Here is an 18,375-nt window from a genome sequence, read left to right on the forward strand (position 1 = left end):
TCCGACCGTTACGCAGCCGATTTTCAGGATTTTGCCGACCTTGCCGCCTTCAGCGCGCGCGCCCGTTCGCGGATCAGCCGGGCACGTTCCGGCTTGATCTCCTGCCGCGCACGTCCAAGCGCCAGGGCGTCGGCCGGCACGTCGGCAGTGATCACGCTGCCGGATGCCACATAGGCGCCGTCGCCGATGGTGACCGGGGCGACGAGGGACGAGTTCGAGCCGATGAAGCTGCCGGCGCCGATGGTCGTGTGGTGCTTGTTGATGCCATCGTAATTGCAGGTCACGGTGCCGGCGCCGATGTTGCTGTCGGCCCCGATGGTGGCATCCCCGATATAGGTGAGATGGCTGACCTTGGCGCCCTCGCCGATCTTCGCGTTCTTGATCTCGACGAAATTGCCGACCTTGGCGCCTGTGGCCAGGTCGGCGCCGGGACGGAGGCGCGCAAACGGGCCAACAGTCGCGCCCTCGCTGATGCGAGCACCCTCGACATGGGAAAAGGCGTGGATCACCGCGCCACCCTCGACCACAGCGCCGGGGCCGAAAACGACATTCGGCTCGATCAGCGCATCGGGGCCGATGATAGTGTCGTAGGAGAGATAAACGGTCTCCGGGGCGATCATCGTCACACCCGACAGCATGACCTCGTATCGGCGTCGCTGTTGCCAGAGGCGCTCGATGACGGCCAGTTCAGCGCGATTGTTGCAACCGATGACCTCTGACTCGGGCGCATCGACAACAACCACGCGGCCGCCCTCGGAGCGGGCGATCTCGACGAGGTCGGTCAGATAATATTCGCCCTTGGCATTTTCGTTGGTGATACGCGACAACAGGTCCAGCGCCTTGGCACCGTTGATCGCCATCAAGCCGCTGTTGCACCAGGTCACGGCGCGCTCTTCATCGGTTGCGTCCTTCTCCTCGCGGATCGCGATCAGTTCGTCGTCCCTGACCAGAAGCCGTCCGTAACCGCTCGGCTTGTCCGTGTGAAAGCCGATCACGACGACATCGTTGCCGGCAGCAAGCCCTGCCCGCGCTGCCCGGAGCGGTCCATCGGTGATCAGCGGAACGTCGCCATAGGCAATCAGGATATCGTCGTAGCCGGATGCAATCGCCTCCTTCGCGGCCAACACGGCGTGGCCGGTTCCGCGTCGCTCCTTCTGGAGGAAAGCCTGGATCTCCATGCCGTCGCGCCGGGCTGCCCGGGTGACAGCCTCGGCATCACGCCCTACGACCAGCGCTGTCGCTGCAATATCGGTTCTGGCGATGGCCTCCATCACATGCGCGATCATCGGGCGACCAGCGATGGGATGCAGCACCTTCGACATCGACGACTTCATACGGGTGCTGTCGCCGGCAGCGAGAATGACGGCAAGGCAAGTGCGTTCCATGGCGAGCTCCGGCGACTGGATCTTGTGCGGTCAACACCGCTTGGGCGTCTCATAGCAGCTAGACCGGAGCGGCACCAAGAGCAAAAAGCGATGGCCGATCATGGTTTGCTCAGTGCCTCGAAAGCCTCCAGCACATGGCCGCGACCATCGAGAATCACATATTCCATAGCCGCGCGGGCAGCCTTCACATCGCGGGCGCCGATGGCGTCGACGATCTGCATGTGGGTGACTGAAATGTTGCTGAAGCCCTCGCTCGAAGGCGGCGTGCTCATGCGGAACATTCCGACCAGCGCCGCCTCGATCAGGCTTCCGAGCGTCCGCATGAAGGGGTTGTGAGAGATATCGGCGATGGCCATGTGGAACTTGAGGTCGGCGACGGCGAGACTGTCTCTCGTGTGGTTCGTGGCCGCCATCTCGGTTGCCAGCAGCCGCAGATCCTCGATCTCCGACTCGATGGCGCGCTCGGCAACCAGACCTGCAGCAAAAGGTTCAAAAGCAAGCCGTATGTCATAGAGATGCAACAGAAATTCACGATTGACGCCGCTGTCGAAATGCCAGGTCAGCACCTCGCTGTCGAACATGTTCCAGTGGATTTTTTCGGTGACCTTCGTGCCCACGCGGGCACGCGGCACGACCAGCCCCTTGGCCGCCAGGGTCTTCATGCTCTCTCGCAGCACGGTGCGCGATACCTTGAAGCGCTGGAGCAGATCGCCATCGCCGGGCAGGATCTCGCCGACGGCAAAGGAGCCGCTGACGATGGCCTTGCCGAGATCGTCGACGACCTGGGAATGGCTGTTCCGCGATTTGCCGTTCGGCTGTTGTCTGTCGATCAAACGGCTGCGCAACTTGTTATCCTCTCAAGCAAAACGCCGGTTATAGCGTGACAGCAGGAGCAGGCCCTTTTGCAGCAGGATGAAGGCAAAAAGCAGAAAGCCGATAAGGATCTTGGTCCACCAGCTCGACAGCGTACCGTCGAAGGTGATGTAGGTCTGGATGAGGCCCTGTATCAGGATGCCGATCAGCGTGCCTCCGACAAAGCCGGCGCCGCCCGTGAGCAGCGTGCCGCCGATCACCACGGCCGCAATAGCATCGAGCTCCACCCCGACCGTTGCCAGAGAATAGCCGGCTGAGGTGTAGAGCGAGAAGACTATCCCGGAGAGACCTGCCAGGAAACCGGAAAGCGCGTAGATCAGGATGGTCGTGCGTGCCACCGGAACGCCCATCAGCGCTGCCGTCTGCACTCCGCCGCCAAGCGCATAGACGTTTGCGCCGAAACGCGTGCGGTGGGCAAGCAGCATGCCGACGGCAAAGACGACGAGCATAATGAAACCGATGCATGTCAACCTGCCGCCGCCGGGCAGAAGCAGATAGAAATCGCTGAGCTGGGTGTAGAAGTCGTTGTTGATCGGAATGCTGTCGATCGAAACCACGAAGGCGATGCCGCGGGCAAGAAACATGCCGGCAAGCGTGACGATGAAGGGCGGCATTTGCAGATAGTGGATGGTCGCCCCCATCGCAGCGCCGAAGGTGCTGGTGATGACGAGCACAATTGCGAATGCGACGAGCGGATGGATCGACGTATCGCGCAACACGACCGCCAGAAACACGCCGGTAAAGGCGATCACCGAGCCGATCGACAGATCGATGCCGCCGGAGAGAATGACGAAGGTCATGCCGACGGCCGCGATACCGAGGAAGGCGTTGTCGGTGAACAGGTTGCCGACGACCCGGGTCGAGAGGATGGTCGGATACTGGACCGCGCACAGCGCGTAGGCGAGGATGAAGATGATGATGGTGGCCAGTAAGGGCAGGTATTTGGAGTTCACTTGGCCGGCTCCCTCTGGCTATCGGGCTTGGGCATTTCGACCTGTCGCTCCGGGCGACGGCTGAAGAAAATACCGACGGATTTCAGGGCTGGCGACTGGATGACGAGGATGACGATCACGATGACCGCCTTGATCACCAGATTGAACTCCGGCGGAAAACCCGACAGCAGGATGCCGGTATTGACGGACTGGATGATCATCGCGCCCAGCAACGAGCCGACGATACTGAACCGGCCGCCGAGCAGCGAGTTTCCACCGACGACCACAGCAAGGATCGCATCGAGCTCCAGCCAGAGGCCCGCATTATTCGCATCGGCGCCTTTGATGTCCGCAGCGACGACGACGCCTGCGACCGAGGCGCATAGGCCGCTCAGTGCATAGACAGCCATCAGCAGCACCGGTGTCTGGATGCCCGACAGCGTGCTCGCCCGCCTGTTGATGCCGATGGCTTCGACCAGCATGCCGAGCGCGGTCCGTCGCACCAACAGCGTGATGGCGATGCCGGCGACGATCCAGATGACGACCGGCATCGGCAGGGCTGCAATCGAGCCGCTGCCAAAAAAGATCAGCCCGTCATTGTTGAAGGTCATTATGACGCCTTCGGTCACCAACTGGGCGATGCCGCGACCTGCCACCATCAGCACCAGGGTAGCGATGATCGGCTGTATGTCGAGGACTGCGACGAGGAAGCCGTTCCAGACGCCGCAGAGCAGGCCTGTACCCAGCGCCAGCACCAGGGTGTAGCCGACCGAATTGCCCGAGACGATCGAGGATGCCGCAACAGCGCCGCAGATGGCGATGACAGCACCGACCGACAAATCGATTCCCTTGGTGGCGATCACCAGCGTCATTCCAATTGCCAGCAGCGCCACCGGCGCGCCGCGATTGAGGACGTCGATCAGGCTCCCGTAAAGTCTCTCATTCTGAATTTCCAGATGAAAGAACTGCGGGAACATGATGAAATTCAAAAGAAGAATGAGAGCGAGTGCGATCAGCTGCGGAGCCAGCCTGATCAGCAGTGGCTTGAATGCGGAAGTCATGCATCCACCTTTTTGCTGGATGTGCCGGCAATTGCCTCGACGATGCGGTTGGCCGAAATTTCGGCGCCGGTCAGTTCGGCGATGTGTTCGCGGTCGCGCAAGACGACGACGCGCGAGCTATATGCGACGAGTTCGTCGAGTTCGGACGAGATGACGATCAGCGACATGCCCTGGGCGCAGAGATCCTCGATGAGATGGATGATCTCGGCATGCGCGCCCACATCGATGCCGCGCGTCGGCTCGTCGAGTATGAGGAAGCTCGGGTTGGTCGCCAGCCAGCGGGCAAGGATGGCCTTCTGCTGGTTGCCGCCGGACAAAAGCCGGATCGGTTTTTCGCGGTCGGTCGTGCGGATATCGAGGGCCTTGATGTAGCGGTCGGCGATGGCGTTCTGTTCGCTCCGTGCAAGCGGCCGCGCCCAGCCGCGGCGTGCCTGCAGCGCCACGACGATATTTTCGCGGATCGACAGGTCGCCGATGATGCCGTCGGTCTTGCGGTCTTCCGGGCAAAAGCCGAAGCCGCTCTTGATGGCAGCGCGTGGTGTGGACAGTGCCAGGGGCTTGCCGTCTGCCTTCGCCTCGCCGCTGTCGGCTCGGACGACGCCGAACATGACCTCCGCCGTCTCCGTCCGGCCAGAGCCGAGCAGGCCGGCAACGCCGACCACTTCGCCGGCGCGAACATCGAGATCGAACGGCATGATTTTGCCGCGCTTGCCGAAATTCCTGAACTGGAACTTGACCGGCCCGGCAGCGTCCTGATCCACCCGGACGGTAGCCTCGGCTGCGGCCAGCTCACGGCCAAGCATCATCTCGATCAGCGCCTGCCGCTCCAGTCCCTCGCGGTCGCGCGTTCCGACCAGCTTGCCGTTGCGAAGAACAGTGATACGGTCGCTGATCTCGAAAACCTGCTCGAGAAAATGCGTAATGAATATAATGCCTAGGCCGCGAGCCCTCAGGTTCTTGATGATGCCAAAAAGCATCGCGACTTCCTGCGCGTCGAGGCTGGCGGTCGGCTCGTCGAGGATCAGCACCTTGCCGGAGAGATCGACGGCACGGGCGATGGCGATGACCTGCTGGATGGCGACGGAGAAGCGGTCGAGCTGGCGGCCGACATCGAGATCGATGCCGTATTGCGCCAGCAGCGTACGGGCCTGCTCGTTCATCTTGCGGGTGCTGACCATGCCGAACTTGCGCGGTTGACGCCCTAAAAACAGGTTCTCGGCGACGCTCAGGTTGGGCAGCAGGTTGACTTCCTGATAAACGGTTCCGATCCCGAGCATTTGCGCCGACAGCGTGTCGTGCGGCTGAATTTCAGCGCCATCGAGAACGAGGGTGCCGGCATCGGGACGGTAAGCGCCGGTCATGCATTTGATCAACGTCGATTTGCCTGCGCCGTTTTCGCCAAGCAGCGCATGCACTTCGCCGCGTCGTAATGTGAAATTGACGTGATCGAGGGCGGTTGAGCCAGGGAAATATTTGCAGAAATCGGTGGCCGCGAGAATGTTCTCGAAATCGTGAGCCATGGAAGGATATGTTTCCTGATATTGAGCGTTCAGGCCACGGCGGCGGACATGATGTCCGATACGATGCCAAGGCTGTTCCGCACCGGCCCATGATGGGCCGGTGCGGTTCTATAGTTCAAATCAGTAGCCGAGGCCCTTTTTGGCTTCGTAGACCTTCTGCGGGTCGTCAGCCTGCGTGTAGAGCTTGGAGTCCGTCTGGATCCACTTCTTAGGCTCTTTCTTGTCCTTCAGGTAGGCTTCGAGAGCGTCGAAGGCTGGTCCCGCCATGTTCGGCGTCAGCTCGACCGTGGCATTGGCTTCGCCGGCTGCCATTGCCTTGAACAGATCCGGCACCGAGTCGATCGAAACTGTGAGGATGTCCTTGCCTGGCTTCAGGCCGGCTTCCTTGATGGCCTGGATAGCGCCGACAGCCATGTCGTCGTTATGTGCGTAGACGGCGCAGATGTCCTTGCCGCCATTTTCGGCCTTCAGGAAGCTTTCCATGACTTCCTTGCCCTTGGAACGGGTAAAGTCGCCAGTCTGGCTGCGAACGATCTTGAGGTTGTCATGGCCGGCAATGGCTTGCTCGAAGCCCTTCTTGCGGGCGATGGCAGGCGATGAACCTGTGGTGCCCTGAAGCTCGACGATATCGCACTTCTTCGTGCCGACCGTCTTTACCAGCCAGTCGCCGGCAACCTTGCCTTCGTAGACCTGGTCGGAGGTAACGGCAGTCAGGTAAAGGTCCTTCGGTGCGTCAATGTCGCGGTCGAGCAGGATGACCGGGATCTTGGCTTCCTTGGCTTCCTTCAGGACAGCGTCCCAGCCTGTTGCAACGATCGGTGCGATCAGGATGGCATCGACGCCCTGGGCGATGAAGGAACGGATGGCCTTGATCTGGTTTTCCTGCTTCTGCTGCGCATCGGCGAACTTCAGATCGATGCCGCGCTTCTTGGCTTCGTTCTTCGTCAGCGTCGTCTCGGCGGCGCGCCAGCCCGATTCGGAGCCGATCTGCGAGAAGCCCACAACCAATGGCTTGGCGTAGGCCGAATTAAACATGCAGGCAGCAAGAATCGTTGCACTCGCGAGTGCGGTCTTCAATCTCATGATTTCCTCCCATTGGGCCGCCTCCACGCGGCCAACGTCAAAAAATCATATAGTAATACTTTTGTAAATGCGGATAGTGTGACGCACTGCAGCAAAAAGGGCGCCAAATCGGCGCCCTTTCTGTTAGTTCATTGGAATATACTGTTCACTTCGGCAGTTTATCATCAACGCCTTCGACGTAAAAGTTCATGCCCAGCAGTGTGCCGTCGTCGGCCTTCTCGCCAGCCTTGAGCCAAGGCGTACCGTCCTGCTTGTTGATCGGGCCGGTGAACGGTGCAAGCTCGCCGGACTTGATCTTGGCTTCGGTGTCTTCGGCCATCTTCTTCACGTCATCCGGCATGTTGGTGTAGGGCGCCATGGTGAGGTTGCCGGCCTTCAGTCCGTCGAAGGACTGCTCGGACTTCCAGGTGCCGTCCATCAGCGCCTTGACGCGCTTGATGTAGTACGGACCCCAGGTGTCTTCGATCGCCGTCAGCTGTACCTTGGGGCCGGCCTTGATCATGTCCGAGGACTGACCGAAAGCATAGACGCCGCGCTGTTCGGCGACCTGCATTGGTGCCGTGGTATCGGTATGCTGGGTCAGCACGTCGACGCCCTGGTCGATCAGCGCCTTCGCCGCATCGGCTTCCTTGCCCGGGTCGAACCAGGTGTTGATCCAGATGACCTTCATCTTGAAGTTCGGGTTGACCGACTTGGCGCCCTGCTCGAAGGCGTTGATGCCCATGACGACTTCCGGAACCGGGAAGGTCGCGATGTATCCGGCGATACCCTTCTTCGACATCTTGCCGGCGATCTGGCCGTTAATGTAGCGGCCTTCGTAGAAGCGCGAATTGTAGGTGGCAAGGTTGTCGGCAGTCTTGAATCCGGTCGCGTGTTCAAACTTGACCTTCGGGAACTTCTTGGCAACTGCAACCGTCGAATCCATGAAACCGAACGACGTCGTGAAGACGATCGAGCAATTCGAACGGGCCATGCGCTCGATGGCGCGCTCGGAGTCCGGGCCTTCGGCAACGTTTTCGAGGTAGGCGGTTTCGACTTTGCTGCCGAATTCCTTTTCGACCGCAAGGCGGCCCATGTCGTGGGCCTGCGACCAGCCGCCGTCGGTGTGGGAACCGACATAGACGAAGCAGACCTTGGTCTTGCCAGCCGCTTCGGCCGACGAGCCGAAACCGATGATCACGGCGGCGGTTGCTGCCAGTGCAATTGCAATTTTTTTCATAAGAACCCCTGTTGTTTGTAAAGTTGGCGAGAGCCCGTCTTCTGGCATTTTATCACCGGTCCGGCACGAAGGATTTGCCGAGCGATGCCGGCGTATTGATGAGAGTCATACGCCGATTTTGAGAAATGATGATAAGCACGATCACTGTCGCCGCATAGGGAAGCATCGACAGAAACTGGGCTGGAATGCCGATGCCGAACGCCTGTGCATGCAGCTGCAGGATCGTCACCGCCCCGAACAGGTAGCCGCCCGCCAATATGCGCCACGGACGCCAGGACGAGAACACCACGAGCGCCAGGGCGATCCAGCCACGGCCGCCGGACATGTTCTCCGTCCATTGCGGCGTATAGATCAGCGACAGCTGCGCGCCAGCCAGCCCGGCGCAGGCACCGCCGAACATCACGGCCAGATAGCGCGTCCTGATGACAGGAATGCCGAGGGCATGGGCCGATCCGTGGCTGTCGCCGATGGCTCGGAGTTTAAGCCCCGCCCGGCTGCGGAACAGGAACCAGTTGACGGCGATGACGAGCAAGATGGATACGTAAAAGACGATGTCCTGCTTGAACAGCACGGTGCCGATGTAGGGTATCTGCGACAGCAGCGGGATCTCGATCGGAAGCAGCCGGATGCCGGGAACGCTGACATAGGACTCGCCGATCATGCCGGAGGCGCCGAGCCCCATAATCGTCAGCGCCAGCCCCGTCGCCACCTGGTTTGCCACCAGCGTCAGGGTCAGGAAGCTGAACAGTAGCGAGAAAAATGCGCCGCCGGCAATCCCTGCCAGCAGGCCGATATAGGCGGAGCCGCTCAGTTGTGCTGCGGCGAAGGCGCTGACGGAGCCGATGACCACCATGCCCTCGACGCCGAGATTGAGGACGCCGGCCCGCTCCGTCACCAGTTCGCCGATGGCGGCAATGACGAGCGGAGTCGATGCGGTGATGATGGTCAGCAGGACGGCTTCGAAAAAGGTCATGATGCGGCTCCTGTCCGGGCCCGGATGCGCGACCAGACGATGCGCACCTTGTAGTAGATCAGCGTATCGCAGGAGAGCACGAAGAACAGCAGGAAGCCTTGGAAGACGCGCGTCACCTTGTCCGAAACACCGATCGACAACTGTGCCGCCTCGCCGCCGATGTAGGTGAGCGCCAGGACGAAGCCCGATGCAATGATGCCGAGCGGATTGAGCCTGCCGAGAAAGGCGACGATGATGGCCGTGAAGCCGTAGCTGGGCGAGATATCGGGCTGCAGATGGCCGATGGAGCCTGAAACTTCGGAGATCCCTGCAAGGCCCGCCAGCGCACCCGAGAGGATGAAGCTGAACCAAACCATCTTACGGGGCGAAAAGCCGGCAAACCGCCCTGCCCGTTCGGATTGGCCGAGTACCACGACCTCGAAGCCCTTCAGGGTAAAGCGCATCATGAACCAGATGAGCACCGCCGCAACGATGGCGAATATCAGTCCCCAATGGGCCGTGACGATATCGTCCCAGATCGGCGGCAGCACCTGGTCTGGCGTGAAGTCGCGCGTCCCGTAAAAGCCGTGCCCATCGGGATTGCGCCAGGGACCGCGCGTCAGCCAGTCGAGAAACAGCTGGGCGATATAGGTGAGCATCAGGCTGGTGAGAATTTCGTTGGTGTTGAAATGCGTCTTCAGCAGTGCCGGGATCGTCGCAAACAGGGCGCCGCCGAGCGCGCCCATGACCAGCATCAGCGGCAGGACCAGCGGCGACTGCCAGTCGTAGAAATAGACGGGGATCATCGAGCCAACGATGGCACCGACGCTGTACTGGCCTTCCGCGCCAATGTTCCAGTTGTTCGAGCGGTAGCAGACAGACAGGCCAACGGCGATCAGGATCAGCGGTGCGGCCTTCTTGGCAAGCTCGTTCAGCGACCAGGGATCGAACAGCGGTTCCACCAGCAAGGCATAGAGCGAACCGAGCGGATCCTTGCCGAGGAGCAGGAACATGATGCCCCCGGCAATCAGGGTGAGCAGCAGGGCCAGAAGCGGCGACAGCAGGCCGAACAGCCTGGAGACTTCGCCGCGCTTTTCGAGTTCAATGCGCATGGGCCGGCTCCGCCTCTGTCGACACGCCGTGGGTGCCACCCATCAACAGTCCGATCTTTTCACGTGTCATCTCGCCTGCCGGATAAGACGGGGACAGGTGCCCGTCCGATATGACGGCAATCTCGGTGGCAACCTCGAAGATTTCGTCGAGGTCCTGGCTGATGACCAGCACTGCCGAACCGGCCTTGGCAAGGTCGACCAGGGCCTGGCGGATACGGCTCGCAGCGCCGGCGTCGACGCCCCAGGTGGGCTGGTTGACAACCAGCACGTCCGGCTGGCGGTCGAGTTCGCGGCCGACGATGAATTTCTGCAAGTTGCCGCCGGAGAGCGAGCCGGCCATCGGGTCCTCACCGCTTTTGCGCACGTCCATGGCCGCGGAAATCCGCTTTGTCGCCAGCGTCACCGCAGCGCGGCGAATGATCTGCAACGCGCCTCCGCCGAGAAACGCCTTGCGGTCGGACTGGCTGCGGGCCAGCACCAGATTGTCGGAAAGGCTTAGGGTCGTGACGGCAGCGTGGCCGTGGCGCTCCTCGGGCACGAAACCGGCGCCAAGCAGGCGGCGGGCGGTTATGCCCCTTGTCCCCACCGGCTCGCCGCGGATGAAAATAAGGTCGTCGGAGACCACCGGGAACTCGCCGGAGATGACGTCGAAAAGTTCGCCCTGGCCGTTGCCGGCAACCCCGGCGATTGCAAGGATTTCGCCGGCGCGGACGCGGAGCGACACCTGGCTCAGCGAAATGGCGAACGGCGTGCGCGCGGGCACGGAAAGACCGGCAATCTCGAGCTGGATCTCGCCCTTTTCGCCGCGATCGCCGTGCTTGATGCTGGCAACGTCGCTGCCGACCATCATGCGCGCCAGCGAGCCGGTCGTCTCCTGCTTCGGATCGCAGGCGCCGGTGACGCGCCCGTGGCGCAGCACGGTGGCGCGGTCGCAGATACGCTGCACTTCTTCGAGGCGATGACTAATGTAAAGTACCGAGCGACCTTCCGCACGCAGCTTGAACAGCGTTTCGAACAGGCGATCGGCCTCCTGCGGTGTCAGCACGGAGGTCGGTTCATCGAGAATGATCAGTTTCGGATTCTGCAGCAGTGCCCGGACGATCTCGATCCTCTGGCGTTCGCCAACGGAGAGATCGGCAACGTGGGCATAGGGATCGAGCGGCAGTCCGTACGCCTCTGACAGGGCGGCGGCTTCCTCGGCGATCTTGGCAATCGGGATATTGTCGTCCAGCGAAAGCGCGATGTTCTCGGCCACCGTCAGCGCCTCGAACAGTGAGAAATGCTGGAATACCATGCCGATGCCGAGCCTGCGGGCGTCGCCGGGTGAAGGGATCGACACAGCGTTGCCCTGCCAGACGATATCGCCGTCGCTAGGCTCCAGGACGCCGAACAGCATCTTGACGAGAGTCGACTTGCCGGCGCCGTTTTCACCGAGCAGCGCGTGAATTTCGCCAGGCTGGATGTCGATATCTATTTCGTTGCAGGCAGCGAAACTGCCAAACAGTTTCGTCAGCTTTCGGACCGACAGTAACGCGCCGTTCGGCGACGCATCGGATGACGACACGGATTCCTCATTTTCCCTGCAGCCCTCGTCCTCTCAGGATCTTCTAGGCCTCAGCAGTCTCGTTCCACTCTGTTCTCATGCAACCGCAAGCACGGGCTACGGCGACGTCTGGTTGATATTGATACCGACTTTGTTGCTTTGCACAACAGCAAATAATGGGTCGAAGCTCATCCTGTGGATGAACTTCCCGTCAGCGACGACCGAGTGACGGGAAGAACTGCAGAACGGCACCGATGCAATAGAGATAGATGCCGCTCAGGATGAACAGGACGAGGGCCCACTGGGGCATCACGAAGTCCCTCAGCAACGAAAAGATGCCGAGCGCCGACCACAGCAGGAAAACGAAGAGATTGAGCGGTCGCAGCCGCTTGACGCGCACCGGATGAAGAAAATTGATCGGCAGGAATGTCAGCACGACCGAGAAACTGACGATGACCATGGCGGTCGTCGCTCCGGGCTGGATGACGAAAAGCGTGAATACCACCATGTTCCAGACGACGGGGAAGCCGGAGAAGAAATACTCTTCCGTCTTCATGCCGGTGTCGGCGTAGTAGATCGCGCTCGAGACGACGATCATGCCGGCGGCGGCAAAGGAAAGCGGCTCGCCGATCATGCCGCTCTCGTAAAGCGCAAAGGCCGGCAGCAGGACATAGGTCACATAGTCGATGATGTTGTCGAGCGTATCGCCCGACCAGTTCGGCAGGACCTCCTTGACGCGCACCTTTCTGGCGATGGGACCGTCTATCCCGTCCACCAGCAGTGCCAGCCCGAGCCACCAGAACATCACCACGAAACGATGCTCGGCCGCCGCCACGACGCCGAGGAACGCCTGGAACGAGCCGGAGGCTGTCAGGATGTGGACGGAGAACGCACGGATCTCCGCATAAGGCACCCGCCTGTACTTAAAGATTTTCATGCGTCCCCGTATCGCCACCCTATCAGCCCGTCCCGGCAGGCATGTTTTGCCCAATATGCATCCTTTGTTCAACGCTGCCAGCGCAAAAGCACAATTTATAACCGTTGTGCCCGCCGATTTTCGCTGCCTGCGCCATTTCATCCCATGGATTTCGCCGGTGCGAGAGACTACCTCTGATGCCTGAAACAACAGGACGGGACCTATGGAGCAGATGGATATCACGATTGTCGGCGGTGGCCCTGCTGGCATGATTGCCGCCATTGCGCTTGCCCGCGGTGGCAGGCAAGTTGCCTTCGTCGCGCCGGCGCCGGCTAAAACCGACCGGCGCACCACGGCTTTGATGGACCAGTCGATTCGCTTTCTCGAGAGGCTTGGCGTGTGGCAGGAGATTGCACCGTCCACCGCTGCCTTGACGACCATGCAGATCATCGACGGCACCACCCGCCTCCTGCGCTCGCCCACCGTTGCCTTCCATTCAGCCGAGATCGGCCTCGAGGCATTTGGGTACAACATGCCGAACTCGGTGCTGCTGGCCGCACTTGCCAAAGCTGTCAGTGAGGAACGCAACATTACGTCGATAGAGGCGACAGCTGCTGGCATCGACATCCGCGACGAGGGTGTCATCGTGACGCTCGACACCGGTGAGACCGTGCGATCCGATTTCGTCGTCGGCGCCGATGGTCGGAGTTCGATGGTGAGAGACGCTGCCGACATCTCGGTAAAGACCTGGTCCTACCCACAGTCCGCGATGGTGCTGAATTTCGAGCATTCCCTTCCCCATCGTAACGTCTCTACCGAATTCCACACCGAGAGCGGGCCATTCACGCAAGTGCCCCTTCCCGGCAACCGATCGAGCCTGGTCTGGGTCCAGAAGCCGGACGAGGCTGCGCGCAATGCAGCCAGGACGCCTGAAGATCTCAGCGTCCTCGTCGAGGAACGGATGCAGTCGCTGCTGGGCAAGGTGACGGTCGCGGATGGCGTGCAGGTGTGGCCACTTTCCGGGATGACCGCTGCGCATTTCGGCAAGGGTCGCGCGGCGCTGATCGGCGAGGCCGCCCATGTGTTCCCGCCCATCGGTGCGCAAGGCCTCAACCTCAGCCTGCGCGATATCATGGCGCTCACCGACATTCTTTGCGATAATCCGCAGGAGGCAGTTTCACCGCTTTCAGGCGATCGCTTCGACCGCAAGCGGCGTGCCGATATCCTCAGCCGGACAGCAAGCGTCGATTTGCTCAACCGTTCTCTTCTGTCGGATTTCCTGCCGGTCCAAATGCTTCGCGCAGCCGGATTGCACGTGCTCGCCTCGCTGACGCCACTGCGCAACATCGTCATGCGCGAAGGCATCGAGCCCGGTAAAGGTTTGCGCTTTATCCCCACGTTCCTAATGGAAAAGCTGCGCCGGCAGGCTTCCTGAGCGGATCAAATAGAGGATCGCCGACACCGTGACGATCGAGGCCGCCGTGCTGATAAGGATGGTCGCCGACGCACGCTCCTGCCAGACACCGTATTGCTGGCTCATTACGAAGACATTCGTGGCAGTCGGCAACGCGGCGAGCAGTACGGCGGAATAGATCCAGATTGGCTCTATGCCGCCGACGGCCTCCAGTGCCAGGTAGACGACAAGCGGGTGAAGAATGAGCTTGGCTGGCACGATGTAGCCGATCTCTGCCGGAATACGTCGCAGTGGCCGCAACGCAAGGGTGACACCCATCGCAAACAGGGCGCAAGGCGCTGCAGCCTGCGCGAGATAGTCGACGAACCGGCGGAACGCCAATGGCTGATCCACAGCGGTTGCGGCGGCGACAGATCCCAGCGCCGTGGACAGGATGAAGGGGTGAAACAAGACCTTTCGCGCGACGTCGAAAGCAAGACGCGACTTCGTCCTTTTGTCATTTCCATCGATTGCCATCAGCGCCGGCGCAACGATGAAATGCAACGCATTCTCCAGGCAGACGATCAATGCCACTGGCACTGCAGCCTTCTCGCCAAGCGCCAGCAGCGCCAGGGCCGGCCCCATATAGCCGATATTGCCATAGGCCCCGGCGAAGGCCTGCATCGTACTTTCCGGCAGCGAGTTTCGTCGCACGAACCGCCCGACCAGCAGCAGCAGGACAAAGATGGAATAGGTCGCAGCCAGATCGGTGCCGATGAAGCCGAGGCGCGTCAATTGCTCGATCGGCGTCTGCGACACCAATTTGAAGAAAAGCGCAGGCAGCGCGGCGTAGACGATAAAGGTGTTGAGCCAGCCAAGAGCCTCGGCCGGTTGCTTCGTGATGCGCGCCGCGACGGCACCGATCAGGATCAGGCCGAAAAACGGTAGGAGCAGACCGACAATGTCAGCCATCAGGCATTTCCGATTCGAAAAGCAGGAGAATATTAGTTCGCCTTGCTACCCGATTTGCATGAGGATGGGAAAGGTCTGCTGGAACCAGATCGCGGCTTGACTGACGAAGCCGAAAATGAAGGCCAGCCCGGTCAGCACCAGGAACGCCCCCATCACCTTTTCGACCAGACCGAGATGGCGGCGGAAGCGTGCCAGAAAGCCCATGAAGGCGCCCGAAAATCCGGCGGCAATCCAAAACGGCACGGCAAGGCCCAGCGAATAGACGGCCAACAGCCCTGCTCCGGCACCGACGGTTTCACGCGAGGCGGCAACTCCGAGGATGGCGCCAAGCACCGGGCCGATACACGGCGTCCAGCCGAAGGCAAAGGCCAGACCCATGATATAGGCGCCGGTCCAGGTCGCAGGCTTGCCGCCACCCTGGAACCGCGCCTCCCGCGACAGCAGGCCGAACCGCAAGATGCCGAGGAAATTCAGCCCCATGACGATGATGATGAAGCCGCCGACCTGTGCCAGCAGATCGAGATGCTGGCGCAACATAAGGCCGATAGTCGAGGCCCCGGCCCCGAGCGCCACGAAGACGGTGGAAAAACCCAGCGTGAAGAACAGCGCCGAAAGCAGCACGCCGCCGCGCACCTGCGATCGATCCGTGACCACTGCGTTACCGCCACGAAACTGCTCCACCGAGATACCCGCCATGTAGCAGAGGTAAGGCGGCACCAGCGGCAGGACGCAAGGCGACAGGAAGGACAACGCACCGGCCAGCAGAGCACTGAGCAGCGAAATATCGGCAATCGACACGAAACACTCCAGATCCAGCGAGATCGCCTACCTATCGCCGGCATTCCGCCAAAGCCAATCACCTTTTGAGGAAGGCAGAAGAAAACCGGTTTGTGCGACGAAAAAGCACGATTTTCCGGGTTGACCGCATCGGGACGTCTGCCTATGTTCCGCGCACTTCAGGCAGGGTCGGTTCAGAGACCCAAGGCCAACGGTGGGGCGGGTAGCTCAGCTGGTAGAGCATTCGACTTTTAATCGAATGGTCATGGGTTCGAGTCCCATCCCGCCCACCACTTCAACAATTGTCCGACCCGAGATAAAGCAAATCGCTTGACCGCCGAGGCAGGTGAAGAAGCGATCTCCCGATCCAAATTGATCACCTCAATATCGATTGCCAAGTCAACCAAACAAAGCGTTGACCGCATCGGCGTTTGCGCTGCAGCAAATATCTTCGGCTACCGAGTTGAATCGGCGCATTTAATTCACGCCGCTCGTGGAACAAATCTGCGTGAAGTGCATTTTACGTGGGATTTTACTTAACCGGAGAGAATATTATGCAAGACGCACAAATTGGTTGGATCGCAGCAATTGTTATCGGTGGCCTCGCAGGCTGGCTGGCCGAAATGTTCATGAAGAGCAATACCGGCATCATCATGAACATCATTCTCGGTATCGTCGGCGCTATCGTCGCCAACTTTATCCTCGGCGCACTTCACATCAGCCTCGGCACGGGCTGGATTGCATACTTGATCGCCGGCTTCATCGGCGCTTGCATCCTGATCGCCGTCGGACGTCTTATTCGCCGCTAACCTGACGCACTTCGTTTTGTGGGGAGAACGAAATGACGGAAATATCGATCGCTTCAACCAATCGCAAAGTCAGCCGGGGTCGTCCTTACAGCGTCGCCGAGTTTGCGGAAAAGTACAGTCTCGAAGCAGAAGAGGCTGAGCGCCTCTTCACGAAGTTCGGTCCTTCTTCGACAGAACTGGACCTGCTCATGGCGGCCAAGAGACGGCCGCCGGCTACCGATACGACGGTAGATCGCTAAGGGATTGAACGTATAACGTTTTGCGTCCTAGAAAGGGCCGTGTGTTCGTCGCACGGCCCTTTTGCTGTGCGGTTAGACCACGATCACCCGACGAATGCCCGTTCGATGACGAACTCGCCCGGCTTGTTGTTGGCGCCTTCGTCGAGACCGGCCTTCTCCAGGATTTCCTTCGTCTCTTTCAGCATCTCTGAAGACCCGCAAATCATTCCGCGGTCGATTGCGGGATCGATGGACGGGACGCCAAGATCGGTGAACAGCTTGCCGGAGGAGATGAGATCCGTGATCCGGCCGCGATACTCGAAATCCTCGCGTGTAACAGTCGCGTAGTGGCGAAGCTTCGACCCGACGATCTCGCTCAGCAACTCGTCGTGCTGAATCTCGTGGACGAGATCGAATCCATATTTCAGCTCGGAGATTTCGCGGCAGGTGTGCGTCAGGATGACTTCGTCGAACTTCTCGTAGGTCTCTGGATCGCGGATAAGGCTGGCGAACGGCGCGATGCCGGTACCGGTGGAAAACATATAGAGGCGTTTTCCGGGGGTGAGCGCATCAAGCACCAGCGTACCCGTGGGCTTCTTGCGCATGAGCACCTGATCGCCAGGCTTGATGCCCTGCAGGTGCGACGTCAGGGGACCGTCCAGTACCTTGATGGAGAAGAATTCGAGTTCGTCGGCCCAGGCCGGGCTGGCGATCGAATAGGCCCGGTAAATCGGCTTGCCGTCGACCATCAGACCGATCATCGCGAACTCGCCGGAGCGAAAACGAAAACCCTGCGGCCTCGTCATGGTGAAACGGAAAAGGCGATCGGTATAGTGGGTGACACTCAAAACCGTCTCGGCGAAAACGCCGGCGGGTACGGTCGATGCAAAATCATCTGTCGTCGTGGGGGCGTTCATGCGATTTCAGATCCCATAATGCGTGTGCGACTTCTATCGATCGCAGGCTGATATTCCACAATGCCCGCAATTTGAAGGCATGCCGTTCCGCAATGCAGCGAGGAACGGAAATATGCACCTACTTGTCAAGTTTCAAGCCTGCAGGACACCGCCATGCGGTGAAGCGACAACCAATATCAGGCCGTCTTCGGCGAGATCCGGCGCCAGCTGTAACCCTGCCCTGCCTCTGCCGGCTGGGCCGTCGGCTGGTAGTGGTACTGGATCCCGGGCAGCCTGTTTTCCGAGAGGCGCTTCAAGGCCGTCGCATTGGTCACGGAAAAGCTGTCGAAACCGCAGCGCAGCATCAGCGGCACCTGGTCGATCAGCACGTCTCCCATGGCGCGAACCTCGCCGGCGTAGCCCAGTCGCTGGCGAAGCAGCGAGGCCTGACTGAAGCCACGGCCATCGTTGAACGCCGGAAACGATACCGCGACGATGGCCAGACGATCGAGATAGGGCTCCAGCCGCATGACGTCGTCGGCAGGCTTCAGCAGCACACCGAGACCGACGTCATTGCTTTCCTCGGCCCGTGCCACCAACGTGTCGATGTCGAGCAGCCGGGTCTGGCTTTCCGTCGCTTGGACTTCTTCGGTTTCGGCGACCCAAGGATCGGTGTCGACAAAACCGGTCTCTCTCCAGATACGTGTCATGGTC

At 60.4% G+C, this 18,375-nt stretch carries 19 protein-coding genes and 1 tRNA gene; 5 read left to right on the plus strand and 15 right to left on the minus strand.

Translation table 11 applies throughout. The annotated features are described in order from the left end of the window. Nucleotides 1–23: 23 nt before the first annotated feature. From glmU to pcsA, 11 genes are all read right to left on the minus strand, one after another. Nucleotides 24–1,385: a bifunctional UDP-N-acetylglucosamine diphosphorylase/glucosamine-1-phosphate N-acetyltransferase GlmU gene (glmU, locus tag J5278_RS11005; protein WP_209183700.1), complete on the minus strand. Its 1,362-nt coding sequence runs from the start codon at nucleotides 1,383–1,385 to the stop codon at nucleotides 24–26. A 98-nt stretch (nucleotides 1,386–1,483) separates the two neighbouring features. Further along, nucleotides 1,484–2,230 carry a FadR/GntR family transcriptional regulator gene (locus J5278_RS11010; RefSeq protein WP_209183699.1) on the minus strand — a complete coding sequence of 249 codons (747 nt, stop codon included), beginning with the start codon at nucleotides 2,228–2,230 and terminating at the stop codon, nucleotides 1,484–1,486. A 12-nt stretch (nucleotides 2,231–2,242) separates the two neighbouring features. Next, nucleotides 2,243–3,211 (minus strand): galactofuranose ABC transporter, permease protein YjfF, encoded by a 969-nt coding sequence (gene yjfF / locus J5278_RS11015; protein WP_209183698.1) that lies wholly within the window; start codon nucleotides 3,209–3,211, stop codon nucleotides 2,243–2,245. After that, the gene (locus J5278_RS11020; protein ID WP_209183697.1) at nucleotides 3,208–4,251 is read right to left on the minus strand and encodes an ABC transporter permease; all 1,044 of its coding nucleotides are present in this window, start codon (nucleotides 4,249–4,251) and stop codon (nucleotides 3,208–3,210) included. The genes yjfF and J5278_RS11020 overlap by 4 nt, the downstream gene beginning before the upstream one ends. Next, nucleotides 4,248–5,771, minus strand: coding sequence for a galactofuranose ABC transporter, ATP-binding protein YtfR (ytfR, locus tag J5278_RS11025; protein ID WP_209183696.1), 1,524 nt, complete (start codon nucleotides 5,769–5,771; stop codon nucleotides 4,248–4,250). Before ytfR ends, J5278_RS11020 begins: the two co-directional genes overlap by 4 nt. 120 nt (nucleotides 5,772–5,891) lie before the next feature. After that, the gene (gene ytfQ, locus J5278_RS11030) at nucleotides 5,892–6,854 is read right to left on the minus strand and encodes a galactofuranose ABC transporter, galactofuranose-binding protein YtfQ (RefSeq protein ID WP_142822615.1); all 963 of its coding nucleotides are present in this window, start codon (nucleotides 6,852–6,854) and stop codon (nucleotides 5,892–5,894) included. A gap of 145 nt (nucleotides 6,855–6,999) precedes the next feature. Continuing rightward, on the minus strand, nucleotides 7,000–8,073 hold the full coding sequence (locus tag J5278_RS11035; protein ID WP_209183695.1) for a BMP family ABC transporter substrate-binding protein: 1,074 nt from the start codon (nucleotides 8,071–8,073) through the stop codon (nucleotides 7,000–7,002). 52 nt (nucleotides 8,074–8,125) lie between these two features. Further along, nucleotides 8,126–9,046 (minus strand): ABC transporter permease, encoded by a 921-nt coding sequence (locus tag J5278_RS11040; RefSeq protein WP_142822612.1) that lies wholly within the window; start codon nucleotides 9,044–9,046, stop codon nucleotides 8,126–8,128. Further along, the gene (locus J5278_RS11045) at nucleotides 9,043–10,137 is read right to left on the minus strand and encodes an ABC transporter permease (protein WP_209183694.1); all 1,095 of its coding nucleotides are present in this window, start codon (nucleotides 10,135–10,137) and stop codon (nucleotides 9,043–9,045) included. The genes J5278_RS11040 and J5278_RS11045 overlap by 4 nt, the downstream gene beginning before the upstream one ends. Further along, nucleotides 10,127–11,701 carry an ABC transporter ATP-binding protein gene (locus tag J5278_RS11050; protein ID WP_209183693.1) on the minus strand — a complete coding sequence of 525 codons (1,575 nt, stop codon included), beginning with the start codon at nucleotides 11,699–11,701 and terminating at the stop codon, nucleotides 10,127–10,129. Before J5278_RS11050 ends, J5278_RS11045 begins: the two co-directional genes overlap by 11 nt. Before the next feature lie 190 nt (nucleotides 11,702–11,891). After that, nucleotides 11,892–12,617: a phosphatidylcholine synthase gene (gene pcsA / locus J5278_RS11055; protein WP_209183692.1), complete on the minus strand. Its 726-nt coding sequence runs from the start codon at nucleotides 12,615–12,617 to the stop codon at nucleotides 11,892–11,894. 202 nt (nucleotides 12,618–12,819) lie between these two features. On the opposite strand from pcsA, the gene J5278_RS11060 reads away from it, so the two are divergent. Then, nucleotides 12,820–14,031, plus strand: coding sequence for a UbiH/UbiF family hydroxylase (locus J5278_RS11060; RefSeq protein ID WP_209183691.1), 1,212 nt, complete (start codon nucleotides 12,820–12,822; stop codon nucleotides 14,029–14,031). On the opposite strand, the gene J5278_RS11065 is transcribed toward J5278_RS11060, so the two are convergent. Further along, nucleotides 13,999–14,961, minus strand: coding sequence for an AEC family transporter (locus J5278_RS11065; RefSeq protein ID WP_209183690.1), 963 nt, complete (start codon nucleotides 14,959–14,961; stop codon nucleotides 13,999–14,001). The genes J5278_RS11060 and J5278_RS11065 overlap by 33 nt on opposite strands. A 45-nt stretch (nucleotides 14,962–15,006) precedes the next feature. After that, a complete protein-coding gene (locus J5278_RS11070) occupies nucleotides 15,007–15,759 on the minus strand; it encodes a cytochrome c biogenesis CcdA family protein (RefSeq protein ID WP_209183689.1) in 753 nt (250 codons plus the stop codon). A gap of 196 nt (nucleotides 15,760–15,955) precedes the next feature. On the opposite strand from J5278_RS11070, the gene J5278_RS11075 reads away from it, so the two are divergent. The 4 genes from J5278_RS11075 to J5278_RS11090 all read left to right on the plus strand — a co-directional run bounded on the left by J5278_RS11075 (nucleotide 15,956) and on the right by J5278_RS11090 (nucleotide 16,786). Beyond that, a tRNA-Lys gene (locus J5278_RS11075) sits at nucleotides 15,956–16,031 on the plus strand. A gap of 37 nt (nucleotides 16,032–16,068) precedes the next feature. After that, nucleotides 16,069–16,278: a hypothetical protein gene (locus J5278_RS11080; RefSeq protein WP_209183688.1), complete on the plus strand. Its 210-nt coding sequence runs from the start codon at nucleotides 16,069–16,071 to the stop codon at nucleotides 16,276–16,278. 14 nt (nucleotides 16,279–16,292) lie between these two features. Beyond that, on the plus strand, nucleotides 16,293–16,547 hold the full coding sequence (locus tag J5278_RS11085; RefSeq protein ID WP_111215590.1) for a GlsB/YeaQ/YmgE family stress response membrane protein: 255 nt from the start codon (nucleotides 16,293–16,295) through the stop codon (nucleotides 16,545–16,547). A gap of 32 nt (nucleotides 16,548–16,579) precedes the next feature. Further along, nucleotides 16,580–16,786 carry a hypothetical protein gene (locus J5278_RS11090; RefSeq protein WP_209183687.1) on the plus strand — a complete coding sequence of 69 codons (207 nt, stop codon included), beginning with the start codon at nucleotides 16,580–16,582 and terminating at the stop codon, nucleotides 16,784–16,786. Nucleotides 16,787–16,869: 83 nt separating this feature from the next. Here the strand turns inward: J5278_RS11090 and J5278_RS11095 are convergent, their stop codons facing one another. Both J5278_RS11095 and J5278_RS11100 read right to left on the minus strand, forming a co-directional pair. Next, entirely contained in the window at nucleotides 16,870–17,682 is an 813-nt protein-coding gene (locus tag J5278_RS11095; RefSeq protein WP_209183686.1) for a ferredoxin--NADP reductase, read from the minus strand. A 176-nt stretch (nucleotides 17,683–17,858) separates the two neighbouring features. Next, nucleotides 17,859–18,371, minus strand: coding sequence for a DUF934 domain-containing protein (locus J5278_RS11100; RefSeq protein WP_209183685.1), 513 nt, complete (start codon nucleotides 18,369–18,371; stop codon nucleotides 17,859–17,861). Between the last annotated feature and the right edge of the window lie 4 nt (nucleotides 18,372–18,375).

It is taken from the genome of Rhizobium sp. B21/90 (assembly GCF_019355815.1).
GTDB classification, from domain to species: Bacteria; Pseudomonadota; Alphaproteobacteria; order Rhizobiales; family Rhizobiaceae; genus Rhizobium; species Rhizobium rhododendri.

Excerpts from the sequence above, each read along its gene's own strand:
- J5278_RS11100 (WP_209183685.1), bottom strand. The coding sequence starts at position 18,371 with ATGACACGTATCTGGAGAGAGACCGGTTTTGTCGACACCGATCCTTGG.
- J5278_RS11035 (WP_209183695.1), bottom strand. The coding sequence starts at position 8,073 with ATGAAAAAAATTGCAATTGCACTGGCAGCAACCGCCGCCGTGATCATC.
- J5278_RS11040 (WP_142822612.1), bottom strand. The coding sequence starts at position 9,046 with ATGACCTTTTTCGAAGCCGTCCTGCTGACCATCATCACCGCATCGACT.
- J5278_RS11065 (WP_209183690.1), bottom strand. The coding sequence starts at position 14,961 with ATGGCTGACATTGTCGGTCTGCTCCTACCGTTTTTCGGCCTGATCCTG.
- pcsA (WP_209183692.1), bottom strand. The coding sequence starts at position 12,617 with ATGAAAATCTTTAAGTACAGGCGGGTGCCTTATGCGGAGATCCGTGCG.
- J5278_RS11060 (WP_209183691.1), top strand. The coding sequence starts at position 12,820 with ATGGAGCAGATGGATATCACGATTGTCGGCGGTGGCCCTGCTGGCATG.
- ytfR (WP_209183696.1), bottom strand. The coding sequence starts at position 5,771 with ATGGCTCACGATTTCGAGAACATTCTCGCGGCCACCGATTTCTGCAAA.
- ytfQ (WP_142822615.1), bottom strand. The coding sequence starts at position 6,854 with ATGAGATTGAAGACCGCACTCGCGAGTGCAACGATTCTTGCTGCCTGC.
- J5278_RS11095 (WP_209183686.1), bottom strand. The coding sequence starts at position 17,682 with ATGAACGCCCCCACGACGACAGATGATTTTGCATCGACCGTACCCGCC.
- J5278_RS11085 (WP_111215590.1), top strand. The coding sequence starts at position 16,293 with ATGCAAGACGCACAAATTGGTTGGATCGCAGCAATTGTTATCGGTGGC.
- J5278_RS11020 (WP_209183697.1), bottom strand. The coding sequence starts at position 4,251 with ATGACTTCCGCATTCAAGCCACTGCTGATCAGGCTGGCTCCGCAGCTG.
- J5278_RS11090 (WP_209183687.1), top strand. The coding sequence starts at position 16,580 with ATGACGGAAATATCGATCGCTTCAACCAATCGCAAAGTCAGCCGGGGT.
- J5278_RS11045 (WP_209183694.1), bottom strand. The coding sequence starts at position 10,137 with ATGCGCATTGAACTCGAAAAGCGCGGCGAAGTCTCCAGGCTGTTCGGC.
- glmU (WP_209183700.1), bottom strand. The coding sequence starts at position 1,385 with ATGGAACGCACTTGCCTTGCCGTCATTCTCGCTGCCGGCGACAGCACC.